At 65.9% G+C, this 19472-nt stretch carries 20 protein-coding genes and 1 pseudogene; 12 read left to right on the top strand and 9 right to left on the bottom strand.

Annotated features, from left to right (window positions below):
* Positions 1 to 1078 precede the first annotated feature (1078 nt).
* The 5 genes and pseudogenes from AC1DJT_RS20200 to AC1DJT_RS20180 form a co-directional block, all read left to right on the top strand.
* Positions 1079 to 1492: pseudogene (locus AC1DJT_RS20200) on the top strand (cell wall hydrolase); the annotation flags it as partial.
* 88 nt (positions 1493 to 1580) lie between these two features.
* Positions 1581 to 2396, top strand: coding sequence for a 3-methyl-2-oxobutanoate hydroxymethyltransferase (panB, locus tag AC1DJT_RS20195; RefSeq protein ID WP_441504697.1), 816 nt, complete (start codon positions 1581 to 1583; stop codon positions 2394 to 2396).
* A gap of 336 nt (positions 2397 to 2732) precedes the next feature.
* The gene (locus AC1DJT_RS20190) at positions 2733 to 3707 is read left to right on the top strand and encodes a GAF domain-containing protein (protein ID WP_441504696.1); all 975 of its coding nucleotides are present in this window, start codon (positions 2733 to 2735) and stop codon (positions 3705 to 3707) included.
* Positions 3708 to 3865: 158 nt separating this feature from the next.
* The gene (gene adh, locus AC1DJT_RS20185) at positions 3866 to 5383 is read left to right on the top strand and encodes an aldehyde dehydrogenase (RefSeq protein ID WP_441504695.1); all 1518 of its coding nucleotides are present in this window, start codon (positions 3866 to 3868) and stop codon (positions 5381 to 5383) included.
* 212 nt (positions 5384 to 5595) lie between these two features.
* Positions 5596 to 6021, top strand: coding sequence for a DUF779 domain-containing protein (locus tag AC1DJT_RS20180; protein ID WP_476768962.1), 426 nt, complete (start codon positions 5596 to 5598; stop codon positions 6019 to 6021).
* Positions 6022 to 6038: 17 nt separating this feature from the next.
* Here AC1DJT_RS20180 and AC1DJT_RS20175 read toward each other — a convergent pair whose 3' ends face one another.
* Positions 6039 to 6830: a class I SAM-dependent methyltransferase gene (locus AC1DJT_RS20175; protein ID WP_476768961.1), complete on the bottom strand. Its 792-nt coding sequence runs from the start codon at positions 6828 to 6830 to the stop codon at positions 6039 to 6041.
* 234 nt (positions 6831 to 7064) lie between these two features.
* On the opposite strand from AC1DJT_RS20175, the gene AC1DJT_RS20170 reads away from it, so the two are divergent.
* Entirely contained in the window at positions 7065 to 7955 is an 891-nt protein-coding gene (locus AC1DJT_RS20170) for a LysR substrate-binding domain-containing protein (RefSeq protein WP_476834731.1), read from the top strand.
* 37 nt (positions 7956 to 7992) lie between these two features.
* On the opposite strand, the gene AC1DJT_RS20165 is transcribed toward AC1DJT_RS20170, so the two are convergent.
* From AC1DJT_RS20165 to msrB, 4 genes are read right to left on the bottom strand one after another with little or no spacing between them, the layout of a single operon-like run.
* Positions 7993 to 8406, bottom strand: a complete 414-nt coding sequence (locus AC1DJT_RS20165; RefSeq protein ID WP_441504691.1) for an NUDIX hydrolase — start codon at positions 8404 to 8406, stop codon at positions 7993 to 7995.
* 35 nt (positions 8407 to 8441) lie between these two features.
* On the bottom strand, positions 8442 to 9194 hold the full coding sequence (gene msrA / locus AC1DJT_RS20160; RefSeq protein WP_441488615.1) for a peptide-methionine (S)-S-oxide reductase MsrA: 753 nt from the start codon (positions 9192 to 9194) through the stop codon (positions 8442 to 8444).
* Positions 9195 to 9209: 15 nt separating this feature from the next.
* A complete protein-coding gene (locus AC1DJT_RS20155) occupies positions 9210 to 11042 on the bottom strand; it encodes a cytochrome c biogenesis protein DipZ (RefSeq protein ID WP_476834730.1) in 1833 nt (610 codons plus the stop codon).
* An 11-nt stretch (positions 11043 to 11053) separates the two neighbouring features.
* A complete protein-coding gene (gene msrB, locus AC1DJT_RS20150; RefSeq protein ID WP_441488839.1) occupies positions 11054 to 11536 on the bottom strand; it encodes a peptide-methionine (R)-S-oxide reductase MsrB in 483 nt (160 codons plus the stop codon).
* 441 nt (positions 11537 to 11977) lie between these two features.
* Here msrB and AC1DJT_RS20145 point away from each other — a divergent pair, with 441 nt between their 5' ends.
* The gene (locus tag AC1DJT_RS20145; protein ID WP_441488613.1) at positions 11978 to 12265 is read left to right on the top strand and encodes a type II toxin-antitoxin system RelE/ParE family toxin; all 288 of its coding nucleotides are present in this window, start codon (positions 11978 to 11980) and stop codon (positions 12263 to 12265) included.
* Positions 12265 to 12567: a HigA family addiction module antitoxin gene (locus AC1DJT_RS20140; protein ID WP_441488612.1), complete on the top strand. Its 303-nt coding sequence runs from the start codon at positions 12265 to 12267 to the stop codon at positions 12565 to 12567. The genes AC1DJT_RS20145 and AC1DJT_RS20140 overlap by 1 nt, the downstream gene beginning before the upstream one ends.
* A gap of 6 nt (positions 12568 to 12573) precedes the next feature.
* On the opposite strand, the gene AC1DJT_RS20135 is transcribed toward AC1DJT_RS20140, so the two are convergent.
* The gene (locus AC1DJT_RS20135) at positions 12574 to 13476 is read right to left on the bottom strand and encodes a LysR family transcriptional regulator (RefSeq protein WP_476834729.1); all 903 of its coding nucleotides are present in this window, start codon (positions 13474 to 13476) and stop codon (positions 12574 to 12576) included.
* Between the two features lie 103 nt (positions 13477 to 13579).
* On the opposite strand from AC1DJT_RS20135, the gene AC1DJT_RS20130 reads away from it, so the two are divergent.
* Positions 13580 to 14995, top strand: a complete 1416-nt coding sequence (locus AC1DJT_RS20130) for an aldehyde dehydrogenase family protein (RefSeq protein ID WP_476834728.1) — start codon at positions 13580 to 13582, stop codon at positions 14993 to 14995.
* A 64-nt stretch (positions 14996 to 15059) separates the two neighbouring features.
* On the opposite strand, the gene AC1DJT_RS20125 is transcribed toward AC1DJT_RS20130, so the two are convergent.
* Positions 15060 to 15971 (bottom strand): SDR family oxidoreductase, encoded by a 912-nt coding sequence (locus tag AC1DJT_RS20125; RefSeq protein WP_441504687.1) that lies wholly within the window; start codon positions 15969 to 15971, stop codon positions 15060 to 15062.
* A 67-nt stretch (positions 15972 to 16038) separates the two neighbouring features.
* On the bottom strand, positions 16039 to 16779 hold the full coding sequence (locus tag AC1DJT_RS20120; RefSeq protein WP_476834727.1) for an SDR family oxidoreductase: 741 nt from the start codon (positions 16777 to 16779) through the stop codon (positions 16039 to 16041).
* A gap of 113 nt (positions 16780 to 16892) precedes the next feature.
* On the opposite strand from AC1DJT_RS20120, the gene AC1DJT_RS20115 reads away from it, so the two are divergent.
* Positions 16893 to 17786: a LysR family transcriptional regulator gene (locus tag AC1DJT_RS20115; protein WP_476834726.1), complete on the top strand. Its 894-nt coding sequence runs from the start codon at positions 16893 to 16895 to the stop codon at positions 17784 to 17786.
* Positions 17787 to 17970: 184 nt separating this feature from the next.
* On the opposite strand, the gene AC1DJT_RS20110 is transcribed toward AC1DJT_RS20115, so the two are convergent.
* Positions 17971 to 18168: a hypothetical protein gene (locus AC1DJT_RS20110; protein WP_441504684.1), complete on the bottom strand. Its 198-nt coding sequence runs from the start codon at positions 18166 to 18168 to the stop codon at positions 17971 to 17973.
* Positions 18169 to 18408: 240 nt separating this feature from the next.
* Here AC1DJT_RS20110 and AC1DJT_RS20105 point away from each other — a divergent pair, with 240 nt between their 5' ends.
* Together AC1DJT_RS20105 and AC1DJT_RS20100 are read left to right on the top strand one after the other, a co-directional pair.
* A complete protein-coding gene (locus tag AC1DJT_RS20105) occupies positions 18409 to 18933 on the top strand; it encodes a hypothetical protein (RefSeq protein ID WP_476834725.1) in 525 nt (174 codons plus the stop codon).
* 120 nt (positions 18934 to 19053) lie between these two features.
* The coding region (locus AC1DJT_RS20100) for a lipid II flippase family protein (RefSeq protein WP_476834724.1) at positions 19054 to 19472 on the top strand (419 nt) is incomplete at its 3' end.

Raw genomic sequence — 19472 nt, 5'->3', positions numbered from 1 at the left:
CCAGGCAAAGGCGCTGAATCTAAAATCTGCGCGCCTGCTAATATGCGTCAGTATTATCTTATTGATTTATGTTTATTAAATTAAGTTAATAATATTAATTGCGATTTACCAAAATATTGATTACAAAATTCGGCGTGCATATTCCTGAGGGATCCCGGCGCGATGCGCGTCTAAATCACCTATCGGCAGGAACGGTCACAAAGTTGCCGAACTCCCTGTCCATAGCGCTTCGATCAGCGAACAATGCAGTCTCAAATCGGGAGAGAAAAAATCTTTGGTAATTAGGAAAAAGAGGCAGAGCCGTCAGCAACATTTTTCGGGTACGCCGAGCCGACGTTGTCGAGGCCGATTTGCCATGAATGTTAAACTCAACGGTGATGCAGACTGTATGTTTGCGATACAGAATTTTGCTTCGCGTAACGGTCGTCACTCTCGGTCGGCGACGGGAAAGATTGTCGCCTGCGAAGTGGTCGTCATTTCCACTGTCGCGTTCCGGCGCGGCGCCGGCGTATCCGGACGACGCGCTAATACAGATCAGTCGTCAATGAATAGCCTGAGGCCTGACGCCGTTCCGTGGTTCTCCCGCGCGTTGAGCGGCGCGGTAACGCCTCGGCACGAGGCCGCTTGATGCGGCTCTGCCCGCAGCCTCACTCCTCATCGCAATGGCCGTAACGCCAGTTAACCCACGTTAGTCAAACAGCCTTGTCGCCTTCGGCATATCGAGACGCTGCGCTACGCAGGGCCTTCGCCATGCTTCGGGACAAGCTCCAGCAAAACGAGTTCTTTTCCGCCTCCACAGCCTCCGTGAGAGCCTTGATGTGCTCGTCTCCGGTCAGGCCGCGGCGCCCAAACCCAGCAAACAGACCAAGCCACAAGGGCCGCTGATCCTGCMGACGATGGATCCGGACCGCGAACGCACGGCTTGACCCTTACCCCCCGGAGTATCCCCATGAAGCGCATCGCCCCACTGGCGTTGCTTTCGCTTGCGGCCTTTGTCGAGCCGCCCGCCACGACCCTGGCGACCACGCAGCTCATTCTCACCGGCGTGCCGGTCGTCGTCGACGGCGACACGCTGGCGAGCGAGCAGCGCTGCCTCGCCGAGGCGATCTATTTCGAGGCGCGCTCCGAAGCGGAGGACGGGCGCGTCGCCGTCGCCMAGGTGGTGCTCAACCGGGTCAAGAGCGGGTATTATCCGGGGTCCGTCTGCGGCGTCGTCTATCAGAACCGCCACCGCAGGCTCGCCTGCCAGTTCACCTTCGCCTGCGAAGGCAAGTCGTTGCGCATCAAGGAGCCGGAGCAGTGGCAGGTGGCCCAGCGCATCGCACGTGAGGTTTACGAGGGCCGGACCTATCTCGTGGAGGTCGGCGATTCCACGCATTATCACGCCGATTATGTCCAGCCCTCCTGGGCGAAGAGGCTGAAGAAGATGGATGTGATCGGCCGCCACATCTTCTACAGCCGCGGCACGACCGGACTGGCCCATTCAGGGTGACCMGGACCTGAGGCCGGCGCTCGCTTCGCAATTGCGAGCGCGGCCCCTATAGGTTGCGCGGCGATCAGTCTCGCCGGGAGTCATGCCTATGGCCTATCTGTCCGATGCCCGCGCCCTCACGCTGGCCGATTTCGCCCGGATGAAAACGGCGGGCGAGAAGGTCGCGATGATGACCTGCTACGATTCGAGCTTCGCGAGCCTGCTCGAGAGCTGCGGTGTCGAGATCCTGCTCATCGGCGATTCCATGGGGAATGTGCTGCAGGGGCACGCCACGACCCTGCCCGTGACCATGGAGCAGATGGTCTATCACACGGCCTGCGTGGCGCGCGGCGCCAGGCGCGCCTTCATCATGGCCGACATGCCGTTCGGCTCGTATCAGGAAGGTCCTGCCCAAGCCATGCACAACGCCGCCAGGCTGATGGCTGCCGGCGCCCATATGGTGAAGCTCGAAGGCTCCGACTATGCCGTCGAAACCGTTCGATTTCTCGTCGAGCGCGGCGTCCCGGTCTGCGGCCATCTCGGGCTGACGCCGCAATCGGTGCACCAGCTCGGCGGCTACCGGGTCCAGGGCAAATCGGCTGATGCTGCGACCAAGCTCAAGGCCGACGCCGCCGCGCTGGAGCAGGCGGGTGCGCGCTTCCTCGTGCTGGAAATGGTGCCGTCGACGCTCGCCGCCGAGATTGGCGAGGCGAGCGACGCCATGCTGACGATCGGGATCGGCGCCGGTGTCAACTGCAATGGCCAGGTGCTCGTCCTCCACGACGCGATCGGCGTCTATCCCGGCAAGAGGCCACGCTTTTCCAAGGACTTCATGGTCGGCGCGGGCTCGATCCAGCAGGCGGTCGAGGCCTATGTCGCCGCGGTGAAGAGCCAGGAATTCCCGGGGGCGGAGCACAGTTACTGAGAGCCGGCTCCGGCCGCAGGGGCATGTGGCCGGCCGCCGATCTGTCGCTGCAATGCAGGCAGCGAGGGACGGACATTATCAGTCGGATGCGCCCGCTATCTCCGGGGCGGCCTCCGTTAGAATGGCCTCGGCGCGATCTTTCATTATATAAGTTGGAATATAACGATCGGCTTCGTCAATTCCTACCAGAACGCTTTCCTATCCTGACCTCCGCCTATCGGACGGTTGACAGCGGTGCCGGAACGGCCGGAACATGCCGAAAATCGCATGGCTGCCGGTAGTGACGCGCCTCGGCTGGCAATGACGGTGCGAAGCGGGTGGAAATGGATGCCGAGCATGGTCGAGACTGCGCGAGGCCTGCACGCTGATCGGATATATTCGACACTGAACAACGCTGCGGCAGTGGCGCAATCGGCCGTGGCGGCGTCCTGGTCGCGTTCCGCGGTCAGATACGGGCTCGATCCCAACCACGCCCGGCCGCCCTGGCGGCTCAGCCAGCATGAATTCGATGCCGCCTTCGAACGCCTGGATCCGCTGATCCGAGTGGCGCAGTCGACCCTTGATCGGCTCTTCCAGTCGGTCGGCGATGCCGGCTGCTGCGTGCTGTTCACCGATCGCGAGGGCGTGCCGCTCGATCGACGGGGCGTCGTCGGCGACGATGTCGATTTCCGCAATATCGGGCTCTGGACCGGAATGGTCTGGAGCGAGGCCAGCGAGGGCACCAACGGCGTCGGAACCTGCCTCGCGGAGGGGCGTCCGTTGACGATCCACCGCGACCAGCATTTCCTGACGCGCAATATCGGCCTGAGCTGCAGCGTCGCCCCGATCTGGGACGCGCAGGGGCGGCTGATCGCGACGCTGGATGTCTCGACCTGCCGGGCCGACCTGACGCCGGCCATGCTGAAGCTTGTCGCCAGCGCGACGCTCGAGGCGGCGCACAGGATCGAGGCTCATCATTTCCGGATGGTTTTTCCCAAGGCACGCATCGTCGTCGCCCAGGACCGCTTCGGCGGCGGCGGAGGTCTGCTGGCTGTCGACAAGGAGGATCTCGTCATCGGGGCGAGCCGGGCGGCGCGGCTGGCCTATGGGCTGACCGACGAGCGCCTCGCGCACCCGTTTCCCGCCGACGATCTCCTGGCGGGTGACGAGGCAAGGCCTGCCGAGGCGTTGAGCGCCGCCGAGCGCGGCGTCGTGCAGCGGGCTCTAGCGCGGGCCAATGGCAATGTCTCGGCGGCGGCGCGCATGCTCGGGGTCAGCCGCGCCACCATGCACCGGAAGCTGACAAGGCTCGGGCTCCAGCGCGGCCGGTGAGCGCACGGGTGGCCGAACATGCAATCTCTTCCAAAACCTGTCGCAAAGCTGAGACAGTCGGGCATCTGAAAGCGCCGCACGCCTCCTGACAACGCCAAGCATTGCGGCCGATCCTGCCCTCCAGGGCGCGGCCTCACAGCGCTGCGATGGAGGATGAGATGAACAAGCCCGAATTCAACCGCACGACCGCGACGCCGTTCAAGGCGCGCTATGGCAATTTCATCAACGGCAAATGGGCCGAGCCCCAGTCAGGGCGCTATTTCGAGAACACCTCTCCGGTGAATGGCCGGCTGCTCTGCGAGGTCGCGCGCTCCGACGCGAACGACATCGAGGCGGCGCTCGACGCCGCCCATGCCGCCAAGGGTGCCTGGGGCCGCACCAGCGCCGCCGAGCGGGCGCTGCTCCTCAACAAGATCGCCGATGTGATGGAGGAGAATCTCGCGCTTCTCGCGCTGGCCGAGACCTGGGACAACGGCAAGCCGATCCGGGAGACGACCGCTGCGGATATGCCGCTGGCGATCGACCATTTCCGCTATTTCGCCGGCGCGGTGCGCGCGCAGGAAGGCGGCATCTCCGAAATCGACCATGATACGGTCGCCTATCACTTCCACGAGCCGCTCGGCGTCGTCGGCCAGATCATTCCCTGGAACTTCCCGATCCTGATGGCGGTCTGGAAGCTGGCGCCGGCGCTCGCCGCCGGCAATTGCGTCGTGCTGAAGCCGGCAGAACAGACGCCCGCCTCGATCCTCGTCCTGGCCGAGCTGATCGCGGACATCCTGCCGCCGGGCGTCCTGAACATCGTCAACGGCTTCGGCCTGGAGGCCGGCAAGCCGCTCGCCTCGAGCAACCGCATCGCCAAGATCGCCTTCACCGGTGAGACCACGACCGGCCGCCTGATCATGCAATATGCCAGCCATAACCTGATCCCGGTGACGCTGGAGCTGGGCGGCAAGTCGCCGAACATCTTCTTCAAGGATGTGACGCTCGAGGATGACGATTTCTTCGACAAGGCAATCGAAGGCTTCGTCATGTTCGCGCTGAACCAGGGTGAAGTCTGCACCTGCCCGAGCCGCGCCCTGGTCCATGAGAGCATCTATGACCGCTTCATGGAGAAGGCGCTGAAGCGCGTCGAGGCGATCAAGCAGGGCGACCCGCTGGATAGCGCGACGATGATCGGTGCGCAGGCCTCGTCCGAGCAGCTCGAGAAGATCCTGAGCTATTTCGATATCGGCCGGCAGGAGGGCGCCGAGGTGCTGATCGGCGGGGCGCGAAACGAGCTGCCAGGCGATCTGGCGGGCGGCTATTACGTCAAGCCGACCGTCCTGAAGGGGCACAACAAGATGCGGGTCTTCCAGGAGGAGATCTTTGGGCCGGTCGTCTCCGTCACGACATTCAAGGACGACGAAGAGGCGCTCTCGATCGCCAATGACACGCTCTATGGCCTCGGCGCCGGCATCTGGACCCGTGACGGCAATCGCGCCTATCGCTTCGGCCGCGCGATCCAGGCGGGCCGGGTCTGGACCAATTGCTACCACGCCTATCCCGCGCATGCGGCCTTCGGCGGCTACAAGCAGTCCGGCATCGGTCGCGAGAACCACAAGATGATGCTCGACCATTACCAGCAGACCAAGAACATGCTGGTGAGCTACTCCCCGAAGAAGCTCGGCTTCTTCTGAAGCCCCTGGGGCTTCTCCTGAAGATGTTCAGCTTCTCCCTGAAGAAGCTGGCTTCTTCAGGCGTTTGCCCGCCCCTCCATGGGCACAGGCCCGGCACGCCCGCAGCGAACGTTGCTGCTGGCGTGCCGGGCTCTCCCTCAAGCCGCATGGCCCGGCGTTGAGCCTGGGCCTACGGCAGGTTTTGGTCGTCCCACGCCACGGGGAGCTCCGGCATGAGCGAGCACGTCATCGGACAGGTCCCAGTCATCGAGCAGGCACAAGGTATCGAGCAGGTCACCGCCACTCCGACCGCCTTGCGCCTGATCTCGCGGCTGCAGGCCGAGCACGGAGACATTCTGTTTCATCAGTCGGGAGGCTGCTGCGATGGCTCCTCGCCGATGTGCTATCCGCAGGGCGATTTCATCGTCTCCGATCAGGACGTGAAGCTGGGCGAGGTTGGCGGCGTTCCGGTCTATATCAGCGGTTCGCAATTCGCTCTCTGGCGCCATACCCAGCTCATCATCGACGTCGTCCCTGGGCGCGGCGGGATGTTCTCGCTGGAAAACGGCACCGAGCAGCGCTTCCTCACGCGCTCGCGTGCCTTTTCCGGCGAGGAGATGTGCCGCCTCGACGGCGGAACAATCAGCTCCGCCAGCTGAGCTGGGTCCGGCCGGCCTCACGGCTCGGCGATGATCAGCCGCAACGAACCATCGAAAGCCGCTTGCCGGCGCAATGCCCCGTGACGCGTGTCCCAGCTGCCGTCTTCGAGCGCGCGCTGGAGATCGGCGACATAGCCCGCGCGGACCGGCTCGCCGACGAAGCTCCAGGCCGAATTCGCCGCCCGGGCACCGGCCTCGAGCAGGCGTTCCGGGCGCCCATAATAGGCCTCGTTGAAACCGTCCCGGCAGTCGAAGGGAATGGCGACCGGGTCGGCGCGCGTCTGGCCGCCGAGCAATGTGCGGATCCGGCCAAGCGCGGGGTAGCGGCGGGCCTCGGTGGCGAGAACCTCGGGCGCGTAATCGTTCAGCCAGAAGCGTTGCACGAGATCGGGGTCGCAGCTCAGGATGATGACCCGTCCGCGCGTCACGCGCCGCATATCGGCAAGCCCGGCCTCCAGGTTCTTCCATTGATGGATGGAGAAGGTCGTCATGCTGGCGTCGAAATGCCCGTCCGGGAAAGGCAGCGCCTCGGCGACCGCGTCAATGGCAGGGGCGAGATCGGCGGGACGTTGGGCGCGCATCGAGGCCGAGGGCTCGACGGCCGTGACGTCGCGATCCCGCGGTTCGTAGGAGCCTGCGCCGGCTCCGACATTCAGCACGGTCCGCGCGGTGCCGAGGGCCTGCTCGATCTGGGCGGCAATTGCCGGCTCGGGCTGCCGATACGCGGTATAGCCCGCGCCGATGACGCCGTAATTCGCGTCCCCGGCGCTGCCGTCCGCTTGGCGTGGATTCACCGAACCGACCGTCATCGAGACCTCCCTGTTGCGTCAAAGGGGCTGGCAGATGCGTGCGGGCCCTGCGCCGCGCATCGCCTGCGTTCCGTTAACTCAGTGCACAGCCACCTGCCTTCCTCGACCCGCCCATGAAGACACGGGATCGACTGAAAGCTGGCCGGCCATGGCGGTTCTTCTAGAGGTACACTGCCCCTCATGCTATCGAGTTAAAATCCGATCATGGTGAGCTAAACTCACGGACCATCAGTCATGCCGCGCAAGCTTCCGCCGCTTTCCGCCCTCAGGGCCTTTGAGGCGACGGCGCGTCTCGGCTCGGTGACGCGTGCGGGCGAGGAGCTCGGCCGAACCCATGGCGCGGTCAGCCGCCAGCTTCGGAGCCTGCAGGATCATGCGGGTGTGGAGCTTTTCGAGAAGGCGGGGACCGGCTTGCGGCTGAATGAACGCGGCGAGGCCTTGCGGCAGGTCGTCGCCGGATCGCTCGATGCGCTCGAGCAGGGCTGGCTGCGCGTGCTGGAGGAGGCGCGCGGGCCGAGCGTGCATGTGGCCTGCAGCGCCACCTTCGCCATGCGCTGGCTCGTGCCGCATCTGCAGGGCTTCTACCGTCKCCATCCCGAGATCCGGCTACGCCTGTCGATGACCTCCGCGCAGGAGATCAGGCACCAGGGCGCCGATCTGGTGCTGGTCTGGGATCGCCGCTCCTATCCCGCGCGCGACCGGGAGAGGGCGATCCGCCTGACCGATATCGCCTTCGGGCCCGTCTGCGCTCCCGGGCATGCGATCACGCGGGACGGCGAGCGCCTGGTCTGCTCGACCCGGATTGCCCATGAGCACAGCGCGAGCGCCTGGGAGACCTGGCAGGTCAATACGGGCCTGACGGCGAGCCACGAGGCGGAGCTCTTCTTTCCGCACACGCATCTCTGCATCGAGGCGGCGCTGGCGGGCTTGGGCGTGGCGCTTGTCGAGCAGCGCATGGTCGGGGAAGACCTTGCGGCCGGCAGGCTGGTTGCGCCTTGCGGGTTTGTTCCGTTCGCCGATGGCCTTGCCGCCATCCCCGCCAGGGATCATGGCGTTTCACCGGCCGCGCGCGCCTTCCTCGTCTGGATCGCCGAAGAATTTGCCGCCGAAGCTGCCGCCCCCTGAGCCGTCGCCTGTCGCCGAGATCGCGGGAGACGGCGTGTCAGGAACCGGCGCGTGTCCGATGGAGCGGCAGGATGGCATCGCGCGTCAGCGGGGCGAGTTCGGGATGGGGCGCGCAAGCCGGATCGAACCGGATCAGCTCCGCGATCTCCGCGGCGGGGGCGAGCGTCCGATCCGTGGACAGGCTGAACAGCTCCGCCTCGACGGTAAAACCCTGCTCATGGGCTGCAGGCGCCGCGAAACAGCCGAGATAGCGCGGCGACGACGGCGCGACGACAAGGCCGAGTTCTTCGTGCAGCTCGCGTATCAGCGCCGCCAGCGGCGTCTCGTCGGGCTGGATCTTGCCTCCGGGCTGCATGAAGGCGCTGGTGCCGCGCTTCCGCACCAGGATCAGCCGGTCCTGTCGGTCCGTGAGCAGGGCGGCCGCGATCCTGATCGTCGGCGGGGTGTTCAAAGGCATCTGTCCGGCAGGCCGATTGGTCAGTTCCTTCAGTTGGAGAGACCGGTCTTGGCGACGAGCGCCGGGTCCGGGCGATAGAGCGCGGGATACAGGCGCTTCAGGCTTTCGATCTTCGGCAGGTCGTTGATCACGATATAGGGGTGGCTCGGGTTCTTCGTCAGGAAGTCCTGATGATAGGCCTCGGCCGGGTAGAAGGGCCGGTCCGGCTCGATCTTGGTCACGATCGCCGCGTTAAAGGCCCTGGCCTGGTTGAGCTGGGCGATATAGGCCTTGGCGATCCGGGCCTGGTCCGCATTGGTCGGGAAGATCGCCGAGCGGTACTGCGTGCCGATATCGGGACCCTGGCGGTTGAGCTCGGTCGGATCATGCGCTGCCGAGAAATAGACCTGCAGGATGCGCGCATAGCTGATCTTGCGCGGATCATAGGTGATCTGGACGGCTTCGGCATGGCCGGTACGGCCCGAACCGACCTGCTCGTAGCGGGCGGTCGCCTTCTCGCCGCCGGCATAGCCGGAGACGGCATTGCTGACACCGTCGACATGTTGGAAGACGCCTTGCACGCCCCAGAAGCAGCCGCCGGCCAGGACAGCGACTTCGGACGTGGCTTGCGGGGCCGGTTCAGCGGCCGACAGGGCGGGAATCGCGCGGGGTGCATTCTCGGCGGCCGATGGTGAAATCCGCAGGCCGAGGCCGACGAGCCCGATCAGCGCCAGGGCGGCGAGGGCAGGCCGGCCGTAGCGCGCGACGGGCGATCCGGCGGTCTTGGCGCGTGGATGTGTCATGTCCAATCTCCCTGTTCAGCCGAAGGTGAAGGCATAGGCCTGTACGCCGGGGTCGAGGAAGCGGATCTCGAACAGGCGATCGCCGACCTCGCCCTTCTGGCGTATGAGCTGGTGGAGCCGCTGCTCGCTCACAATCCCCTGGCCGTCGGCATCGCTGTCCATGCCATGGTCGTCGCCGGGCGGGGCGCCGTCGATGGTGACGCGAAAGCGCACCGGTTTGCCATCCGCTCCCGGGCCGAGAACCAGATGCAGGTCGCGCGCATGGAAGCGGAAGCCGATGCTACCATCCTTGTCGTCCAGCGCGGCGTGCTCCGCACCGATCGTCCAGCCGCCTGACAGGCCCCATTCATTGAGCCGGGGCTGGCCCAGCGCATAGGTCCGGTGCGTGTCCTGGACGATCCCGCCGGGCGAGACGAAGTTTTCCGCCCGCTCATAGCCCAGATAGGTCTCCGGCGAGCGGACATTGCCGGCATCGGATGCGGCTTCCGCGCCGACGGCCTTGACCGCAACGAGTTCTGTCGGCGTACCGGTCCTGCCGGCCTCGGCCAGCAGCGTCTGGATCACCCGTTCGGAGGCGTCATAGTCCCCCTCGCCGAACTGATGGTGGCGGACCCGGCCTCGCGCGTCGATGAAGTAATGCGCCGGCCAATAGCGGTTCTTGAAGGCGCGCCAGATCGCAAAATCATTGTCGATCGCGACGGGGTAGCCGATCTGAAGATCGTTCACCGCCTTCTTGACGTTGCCGATGGTCTTCTCGAAGGCGAATTCCGGCGTATGCACGCCGATCACCATCAGACCCTGATCCTTGTACTTCTCGGCCCAGGCGCGGACATAGGGGATCGTCCGCAGGCAGTTGATGCAGGAGTAGGTCCAGAAATCGATCAGGACGACCTTGCCCTTGAGCTGCTCATTGGTCAGCGGCGGCGAGTTCAACCATTCGACCGCCCCCRCCAGCACCGGCATCACGCCCTCGACGGGCAGTTCGTCACTCGCCTGCGCAGGCTTGCCCTGCATCATCATGGCGTTGCCGCCCGTCATGGCCGGGTTCGCGGCCATCATGGCGGGGTTGGCGCCCGTCATCGCCGGGCCGCCCTGCATGGCCACCGGGGACTGTCCGGGCGCCTCTGTTTCCGGCCGGAGCCGGTCGACCAGCCGTTGCTCCAGCGCCGATGTGCTCGCCAGCGAGACGCGTGTCAGGAAGCCGGTGTCGAGCCCGAGCGCGATCGCCGCGACCGAAGCCAACACCGCAACACCCATACCCCGCCGTAGCCACTCGCCGGCGCCCAGCGAGCGCTTCATGGCGGAAAAGACCCGGCCGCCGACCAGGAGCGCCAATGCGAGCGAGGTTGCAGCTCCGGCGGCATAGGAGAGCAGCAGGAGCGAAGTGCCGGCATTCGCCCCCTGCAGGGCCGCTCCGGTCAGGATCAGTCCGAGAACCGGCCCGGCGCAGGGCGCCCAGAGCAGGCCGGTTGCGACGCCGAGCAGCAGCGAAGGCGCGACTGCGCCCTTGCCCTGTTCCGCCTGCTCGGAGAGGCGGCCGCCGAGCGCCACCAGCGGGCGTGTCGCCCAGTCCGAAAGGGAGGGGAACAGCAGCGCGAGCCCGAAGACGGCGAGCAGGCCGATTGCGATCAGCCGGCCATATTGGTTGGCTTCGACGGCCCAGCTGCCGCCGACGGCCGCCAGCGTCGCGATGCCGGCGAAGCTCGCGGCCATGCCGACGAGCATCGGCAGCCCGCTGCGCAGGAAGGGCTGGCCCGCACGGGCGAAGACGAAKGGCAGGACAGGCAGGATGCAGGGGCTGACGATCGTCAGCACACCGCCGAGATAGGCGAGCAGGAACAGGGTCATCGCTGCCGCTCTCAGGCCGCCATCGGCTTGAAGGTCATGGAAACGCCATTCATGCAGTAGCGCAGGCCGGTAGGCTTCGGACCGTCGTTGAAGACATGGCCCTGGTGGCCGCCGCAGCGGCTGCAATGCACGCTCGTGCGCTGCATCCCGAGCGAGTTGTCGGTCTCGGTGCCGACCGCCTTGTCCAGGGGCGCCCAGAAGCTCGGCCAGCCGGTGCCGCTGTCATATTTCGTGGTCGAGGAGAAAAGCGGCTGGTCGCAGCCGGCGCAGGCGAAGTCGCCACGGCGCTTCTCGTTCAGCAGCGGGCTCGTATAGGGGCGCTCCGTGCCGCTCTGGCGCAGGACGGCGTATTGCTCGGGCTTGAGCAGGCGGCGCCATTCGGCGTCGGTATGGGTGACGGGGAAGGTCACCTCGGAACGCGCGATGAGGGCCAGCAAGGGCGATGATGCCGCCGCAAGGCCTGCGCTTCTCAGCAGGATATGTCGCCTCGTCATCATGGTGCTGGCCTCCCGCTCCGGGATTCCTGTGTCCCCGAACAAGCTAGCGACGAGACCGCTATTCTTCCATGGGCATAGCGCTCACCGCGCGACCATGTGATCGCTGCGTGATGTCGCAATCTCATCCCGGCCGGCTATCGCGAAGGGGCGATGACACGGGGCCGCGAACGGCCCGGCGCTGTATCCATGAGGGCGCAACGCGGGGCCGCTACACGCATTGCGAGAAGCCCGCGCCGAAGGCACTCCCGCCCCGCGGCGGCCAACGGGACGGATGCGGCTGGACCAGATCGGCACCACGTCAATCGCAGCCGGGCGGGGCTTCCGGAGCTGGGGCAATGTCGCGGGGGCAGGATGGCACGTCTACAAGCCAGCTGCGGCTTGCCTTCTGGGTGTAAAGCGACACTTGACGCGTGACGGCTGCGGGCCTACATCGTCGGCGTGGACATCGAGAGCATCAGGCATAAGGCGCTCCGGACGTTCGCGGAGACAGGGAGAGCCAAGGGGGTGCCTGGCAATCTCGTCGGACGACTTCGGAATATGCTGGCCTATCTGGCCGTGATCGAGGCAGTCGAAGAACTGAACATTCCGCCCAATTTCGGCGCTCACCTTCTGACTGGCGATCGCTCTGGCGTTTGGTCGCTCACGGTCACGAAGAACTGGCGAATGACCTTTCACATCAACGAGGCGGGCGCGATCGAGGACATCGATCTGGAGGATTGTCACTGATGGCCATCAAGCTTCATCCAAGCTTCGCCGTCCACCCGGGGGCGTGGCTTAAGACCGAGTTCGTCCTGCCGCATGGGCTGAGCGTAACCGTCACCGCGGAGAAGTTGGGCGTGACCCGTCAGGCCATGAGCAATCTTCTGAACGGCAAGGCCGGCTTGTCGGCCGAGATGGCGATCCGCTTCGAGAAGGCGTTCGGCGTCCGCGCCGATACGATGCTGCGGATGCAGGCGGCGCATGATCTCGCCGAGGCCAGGGCCCATGAAGACGACATCAAGGTGCAACGGATCGCCGTGGCTGCCTGAGGCCGTCTATTTGCGGCTCCGTTCATTCGTCTCCCGGATCAGCGCGATCAGCGCGCGCAGGCCCGCCGGGACGTGCCGGCGGCCGGGATAGTAGAGACAGAGGCCGGGAAAGGGCGGGCTCCAGTCCTCCAGCACCGGGATCAGTGCCCCTGAGGCGATATGCGGTGCGACCGACCATTCGCTGAGATAGGCAAGACCGGTCCCGGCCAGGGCCGCCTCCAGCATCAGGGTCATTTCGTCGAGGGTGAGTGATCCCGGCACATCGATCTCGACCTGCTCGCCGCGCTGCTCGAACTCCCAGTGATAGATCGCGCCGCTCGCCATCCGCGCGCGGATGCATCGGTGCTGGAGCAGGTCGCCCGGCACGACAGGCCTGGTGCGCCCCTGGAAATAGCCGGGCGATCCGACCACGACCTGTCGCAAGGCGGGGCCGATCGGAACCGCGATCATGTCCTGCGGGACCGTCTCCGCCAGCCGGATACCGGCGTCGAAGCCCTGTCCGACGATGTCGACCAGGCGTCCCTCGGTGACGAGCACCACGTTCATGTCCGGGTAGCGCCTGAGATAGTCCAGGATCACCGGCGTCAGGACCATTCGCGCCGCGCCGGCCGATGTGTTGATCCTCAGCGTGCCGGCCGGGGTTTGCCGATGGCTGTTGATGCCCTCGATCGCGCCGCTGATCTCGGCGAGCGCCGGAGCGATCCGGGCGATGAATTGCTCGCCGGCATCGGTCATCGCAACGCTTCGCGTCGTTCGGTTGAACAGCCGCACCCCCAGTCGCGCCTCCAGCGCAGCCACAGCATGGCTCAGCGCCGAGGAGGACATGCCGAGTTCGGTTGCGGCTGCCCGKAAGCTGCCGAGCCGCGCAACGGCGGCGATCGCGTCGTATTCGCCGAGGCCTGTCTTCATTGTCCCGAATTCCGCATCACTTCATGCCGCTTTATCCTGATTATCCAATCGATCCGAGCGGCCTATCTCGGCTTCATCAAACCCGAGGCACCGGAGGCCAGCCATGAAGACCATCGACACGATCTATATCGACGGGGCGTTCGTCACGCCGCACGGAACGGAACTCTTCGACCTCCACAACCCGGCGACCGGCCGCGTGATCGGCCAGGTCCAGCTCGGCGACGAGATCGACACCCGCGCCGCGATCGCAGCCGCCAAGCGCGCCTTTCCCGCGTTTTCACGCAGCTCGAGGCAGGAGCGCATCGCCTTGCTCAATCGGTTGGCCGACGCGGTGCAGGCGCGCAGTGCCGAGCTGACCGAGGCCGTGATCGAGGAATATGGGGCGCCCATATCCCGGGCGGAGTGGATGTCGGACTATGCGGTCGGCGGTTTCCGGCTCGCGGCGCAGACGCTGGAGACCTATGAGTTCACCCGCCGGATCGGCTCGGCGAAGGTGACGATGGAGCCGCTCGGCGTCGTCGGGCTGATCACGCCCTGGAACGCCAATGCCGGCTTCATCTGCAACAAGCTCGCGATGGTGATCGCCTCGGGCTCGACGGCCGTGATCAAGCCCAGCGAGATGAGTGCGATCCAGACCCAGATCGTGACCGAGGCCCTGCACGAGGCCGGTGTTCCCGCCGGTGTGTTCAACATCGTCACCGGTCGCGGCGAGGTCGTTGGGGCAGAGATCAGCGCACATCGCGATATCGCCAAGGTCTCGTTCACGGGATCGACCGCGACCGGCCGCGCAATCCTGCGTGCCGGGGCCGAAACGATGAAGCGCGTGACGCTCGAACTTGGTGGAAAATCGCCTATGGTCATTCTCGACGATGCCGATTTCGCTGAAGCCGTGCCCTTCGCATTGATGGCCGGCTTCATGAACAGCGGCCAGGCCTGCATCGCCGGCACCCGTATCCTGGTGCCGCGGGCGAGGCTCGCGGAGTTCGAGGCGGCGATCAAGGCGGCCGTGGCGGAGGTCAGGTCGGGCGCCCCGCGCGATCCGGAAACGGCGATCGGCCCGATGGTCAGCCAACGGCAATGGGACCGCGTCCAGTCCTATATTCGCAAGGGAAGCGAGGAAGGGGCGACGCTCCTAATCGGAGGCGAAGGACGGCCAGAAGAGACGAAGGATGGCTGGTTCGTGCGGCCGACCGTCTTCACCGATGTCCGCAACGACATGACCATCGCGCGCGACGAGATCTTTGGGCCGGTCCTGTCGATCATCCCCTATGGCACCGAGTCTGACGCGATCSCGATCGCAAACGACACCGATTACGGCCTCCACGCCTATGTCGCCGGTTCCGATCCCGCTCGCGCGCAGGCCGTGGCGGACCAGCTGGTCGCCGGGCGCGTCGTCATCAACGGCGCTCCCATGGAGCCGATGGCGCCGTTCGGCGGCTTCAAGCAATCCGGTATCGGGCGCGAGAACGGCGTGTTCGGGCTCGAGGCCTATCTCGAACCCAAGGCGGTGATGGGCTGATCGGGGCAGGCTAGTATCCGGGGCCCGGCTGAACGGCGGGCCCCTGCCTCCACCCGCACGCGGTTCAGGCGTTGATCGCGGGATGGAGCAGGTTTTCCAGGCCGATAGTGCGGTAGATCTCGCGGCGCATGCGGTCGGCGACGCCGTTGACGATCTCCGCGCCGTCCTGCGACGGGTCGACATGGACGCGGAACGGGCGTTTCCCGAAAGGCGCGTCGACGACCCGGACGATCGCGCGGGCGACCTCGTCCGGGTCGGCATCGGCGGGTTCCAGACCGGCGAGGCCCTTGAGCGCCTTGTCGGCGATGCCGGCATAGGGGCCTGACGCATATTCCGCCGCGCGTGCCTCGTCGGCAGGCTTGCCGGAATGGGCGAAGTGGTTGGTGCCTTTGGTGAAGGCGCCGGGCACCATGAAGGTGGTCTCGATGCCCCAGAGCGCGAGCTCGGTGGAGTAGGAGACCGCCAGCGCATCCATCGCTGCCTTGGCGGCGAAATAGGGTGCGAGGAATGGTGGCGTGCCGCCACGCGTCGAGCTTGAGCCGACCCAGACCAGCAGGCCCTTGCCCTGGGCTCTCAGCCGGGGAAGGGCCGCGCGGTTGACGCGCTGCGCGCCGAGCACGTTCACGTCATATTGCTGGATGAACTGGTCGGGGGTGAAAGCCTCCGCCGGCCCGAAGACCATGTGGCCGGCATTGTGGACGATGACGTCGAGCCGGCCGGCTTCACTGATGATCCGGGCGACACCGGCCTCCGCGGACGGGTCCGACTGGACGTCGAGTTCGACCGTGCGCAGATCGACGCCTTCCGCGCTCGCCCATTGCGCCGCAGCCGCGACCTGCGGTGCGTTGCGGCCTTCCGTCTCGCGCATCGAGGCGTAGACGATGTGGCCGGCCCGCGCGAGGGCCTTGGCGGTCATCAGGCCGAAGCCCGAGGAGGCGCCGGTGACGAGGATGACTTGGCTGGACGGGCTGGGCATGACGCTGGTCCCTTGCTGAGCGTGAGATGAAGTGCAGCGGTCCCGGGGAAATCCCGGGCGTGCCGGATCAGATGATCCCGCCATTGGCTCGCAGCGTCTGGCCGTTGATCCAGGCGCCGTCCGGCCCTGCCAGGAACGCGACGGCATCCGCGATGTCTTTGGGCTGGCCGAGGCGTTCGAGCGGGGCGAGCTTCGCGAGGCGGTCGATCACCTCCTGCGGCTTGCCGTCGAGGAAGAGCTTGGTCGCTGTCGGGCCGGGCGCGATCGCGTTGACGGTGATGTTCCGCCCGCGCAACTCCTTGGCGAGGACGCTCGTCATCGCCTCGACCGCAGCCTTGGTCGCGGCATAGACGCCGTAGCCCGGCTGCAGCAGGCCGACGACGCTGGACGAGAAATTGACGATCCGGCCGCCATCGCGCAGCCTCCGGGCGGCTTCGCGCAGGGTGTTGAAGGTGCCTTTCAGATTGACCGCGATCTGGCGCTCGAACAGGGCGTCGTCACTGTCTGCGATATTCGCCAGGGTCATGATGCCGGCATTGTTGATCAGCACATCGACGCCGCCGAAGGCGGCCTCGGCGCTGTCGAACATGCGACGCACCGCCTCGACATTCGTGATGTCGGCCTGGGCGGCGACGGCGCGACCGCCCGCGGCCTCGATCCGGGCGACGAGCGCCTCGGCCGACGCGGCATTGCCGGCATAGTTCACCACCACGGTGAAGCCGTCCTTGGYGAGACGCTCGGCAACCGCAGCGCCGATGCCGCCTKAGGCGCCCGTCACGATCGCGACCTTGCTGCTCGGGTTCGTCATGGTCTTTCTCCTTGGCTCACTGCCGGTGTCCGGCGGCTGTGAGGGGAGAATGGACGTTCCCTTGCGCGGGATAATCAGCCATTATCCGGCATCACTATTCGAACAGGCGAATAATGGACCGCTTCGATGCCATGCGGGTCTTCACCCGGATCGTGGAGCGCCGCAGCTTCACGCAGGCCGCCGAGGATCTCGGCCTGCCGCGCTCATCGGTGACCGATGCGGTCAAGGGGCTGGAGGCGAGGCTGGGCGTGCGCCTGCTGCAGCGGACGACCCGACAGGTCAGCCCGACGCTCGACGGCGAGGCCTACTACCGGCGCTGCCTGGCGCTGATCGCCGATCTCGAAGATGCGGAAGGCGCTTTTGCCGGTGCCAAGCCGAGCGGCCTGGTGCGGATCGATGTCCATGGCACGCAGGCCCGGCATTTCCTGCTGCCGGGGCTGGGCCGCTTTCTGGAGACCTATCCCGGCATTCGCCTGCATATCGGCGAGGCGCATCAGGCTCTCGACCTCGTCCGCGAAGGGTTCGACTGCATCCTGCGGGCGGGCCCGCTCGTCGACAGTCCCCTGATCCGGCGCAAGCTCGCGGAGCTCGGCCGCGGCACCTTCGCGAGCCCCTCCTATCTCGAACGCTTCGGCGAGCCGCGGACGCCGGACGATCTGGAGCATCATCGCATCATTGGCCTGTTCGCTCCCGATGCGGCGAGCGTCAGTCCGCTGGTTTTCACCGAGCGCGACCGGGAACGGCAGATCACCCCGCCTTCCGTGGTGACCGTGACCGGCCCCGAGACGAATGTCGCCTGCGCCTGCCTCGGCCTCGGGATCATTCAGGTCCCGCGCTACCGCGTCGCACCCGAACTGGCCAGCGGCGCGCTCGTCGAGATCCTGGCGGACTATCCTCCGACCCCGTTGCCCGTCCATGTCCTCTATTCGCATACGCGCCAGCTTTCGCCGCGCGTGCGCGTCGCCATCGACTGGATGGCGGAACAGTTCCGGTCCCGCACCATGTAGGGCGGGGAGGCCGCTTGTTGGTATGGTGACGGGGGCGTGGCGCGCCCGAAACCGAGCCTATGATTCTCAAACAGCAGCATCGGCTGCCACCGCCGAAGCGCAGGCACCAGGCGCTGCCCCGTTCATGGCGGTGGGGAGCTCCTGTGCGTTGGGCCCGGCGGCCGCAGTCGGGCTCAGAACCGTTTCAGGCCCTGTGCCGAAGCGTGCGCAACTGGCGCTCGAGAAGCATCAGCCGGATGCCGTGCTGTTTCTGAATGCGGCACATGTCTTCGAGTATGGCCAGCAATTGTGCCATATTGACACCGGCTCGGGCTGGCTCGGGCTCAAGGCCAAGCCGCTGAAACAGGGAGGGGTTTTCGACCAGGCGAGGCATATCCGGCATGGTGTGATCCTCATTTCTGGTGCCCATTGGGCTGTCTTCACGGCCCCGAGGTGTTCCATTCCGGAACACCTCACGCCCGCACCACATGCCCAGCAAGAACGCCGCCAGACATGTCTGGGCCCTCCGCGCGAACCTTCGGCTCAGGACGGCGTTCCGATTGAACGGGGCCAAGGCGCCTGCCGGGAACCAGCCGGCGCAATCTTGGTTCAGTCCAAGGCGCATCAAGCGAGGACGGATCTGATGACACGCACGATCATCCGCTCATTCGACGACCCTGCCGATGCCGAGACTGCCATCACGAGACTGGAAGCAGCAGGCCTGCCGCCAGATGACATCAGCATCATTCGCTCCCCCACAGCGACCATCAGCAAAGATGCCTCCCGGGGAGCCGAGCTCGGCGGCGCTGTCGGCGCGGGCGCGGGCCTTCTGGCCGGGGTGGCAGCACTTCCCCTGCCTGGTATCGGGCCGGTTCTGGCGGCCGGGTGGCTGCTCGGCACATTGGCCGTCGGCACCACGGCCGGCGCCGCAGCCGGAAGCCTGATCGGGGCGCTGACCGGCGCCGGACTGAGCGAGGACGAGGCCCATTTCTACGCGGAAACGATCCGGCGCGGCAGCACGGTGGTCTCGGTCCGCACCTCCGATTCCCATGCCGCGGTCATCGAGAAGATCCTGGATGGAGCCGGTCCGATCGATGCGAAGGCGCGCCGCGGCGAATATKAGCGGGCAGGCTGGAGCCGCTTCGACGAAACGACATCGCCTCCGTGACGCCGCCTCGAGGCGGCCGTCCTCTGAAAGGAGAGGCAAAGCCGGGGTCATGGCTGAGGCTCGGTCGGCATGATAGCGCTGGGCCCGGGACAGGGATCACGGCCGCCTGGGGAGGGAACCATGGATTTTCAGTTGGCGCTCATCATTGGGCTGACCTTCGTGATCCACCTGATCGGCACGCTCGCCTATGCCTTCAGGATTGCGGGCATCCGCACCGGCCACATCGCCATCGCGTTCTCCCTCTTCAACGTTCTCGTCCTGATCTCGCGGACTTCAAATTCATTTCAGGGGCCATTCCTGGCCAAGCGTGTCGAGAACGCCATCAAGAGTCCCATACTCCATGATCTTCATTTCGATTTCGCGCTGATCATCGCCAGTGCCTCGGCCGCCACCTTGATCGGTGGCCTGCTGATCCCATTCCTGGCCAAGCGTGTCGAGAACGCCATCAAGAGTCCCATACTCCATGATCTTCATTTCGATTTCGCGCTGATCATCGCCAGTGCCTCGGCCGCCACCTTGATCGGTGGCCTGCTGATCCC

The organism is Allobosea sp. 05T422_2 (assembly GCF_056396265.1).
This window is presented reverse-complemented; position numbering and strand designations above follow the sequence as displayed.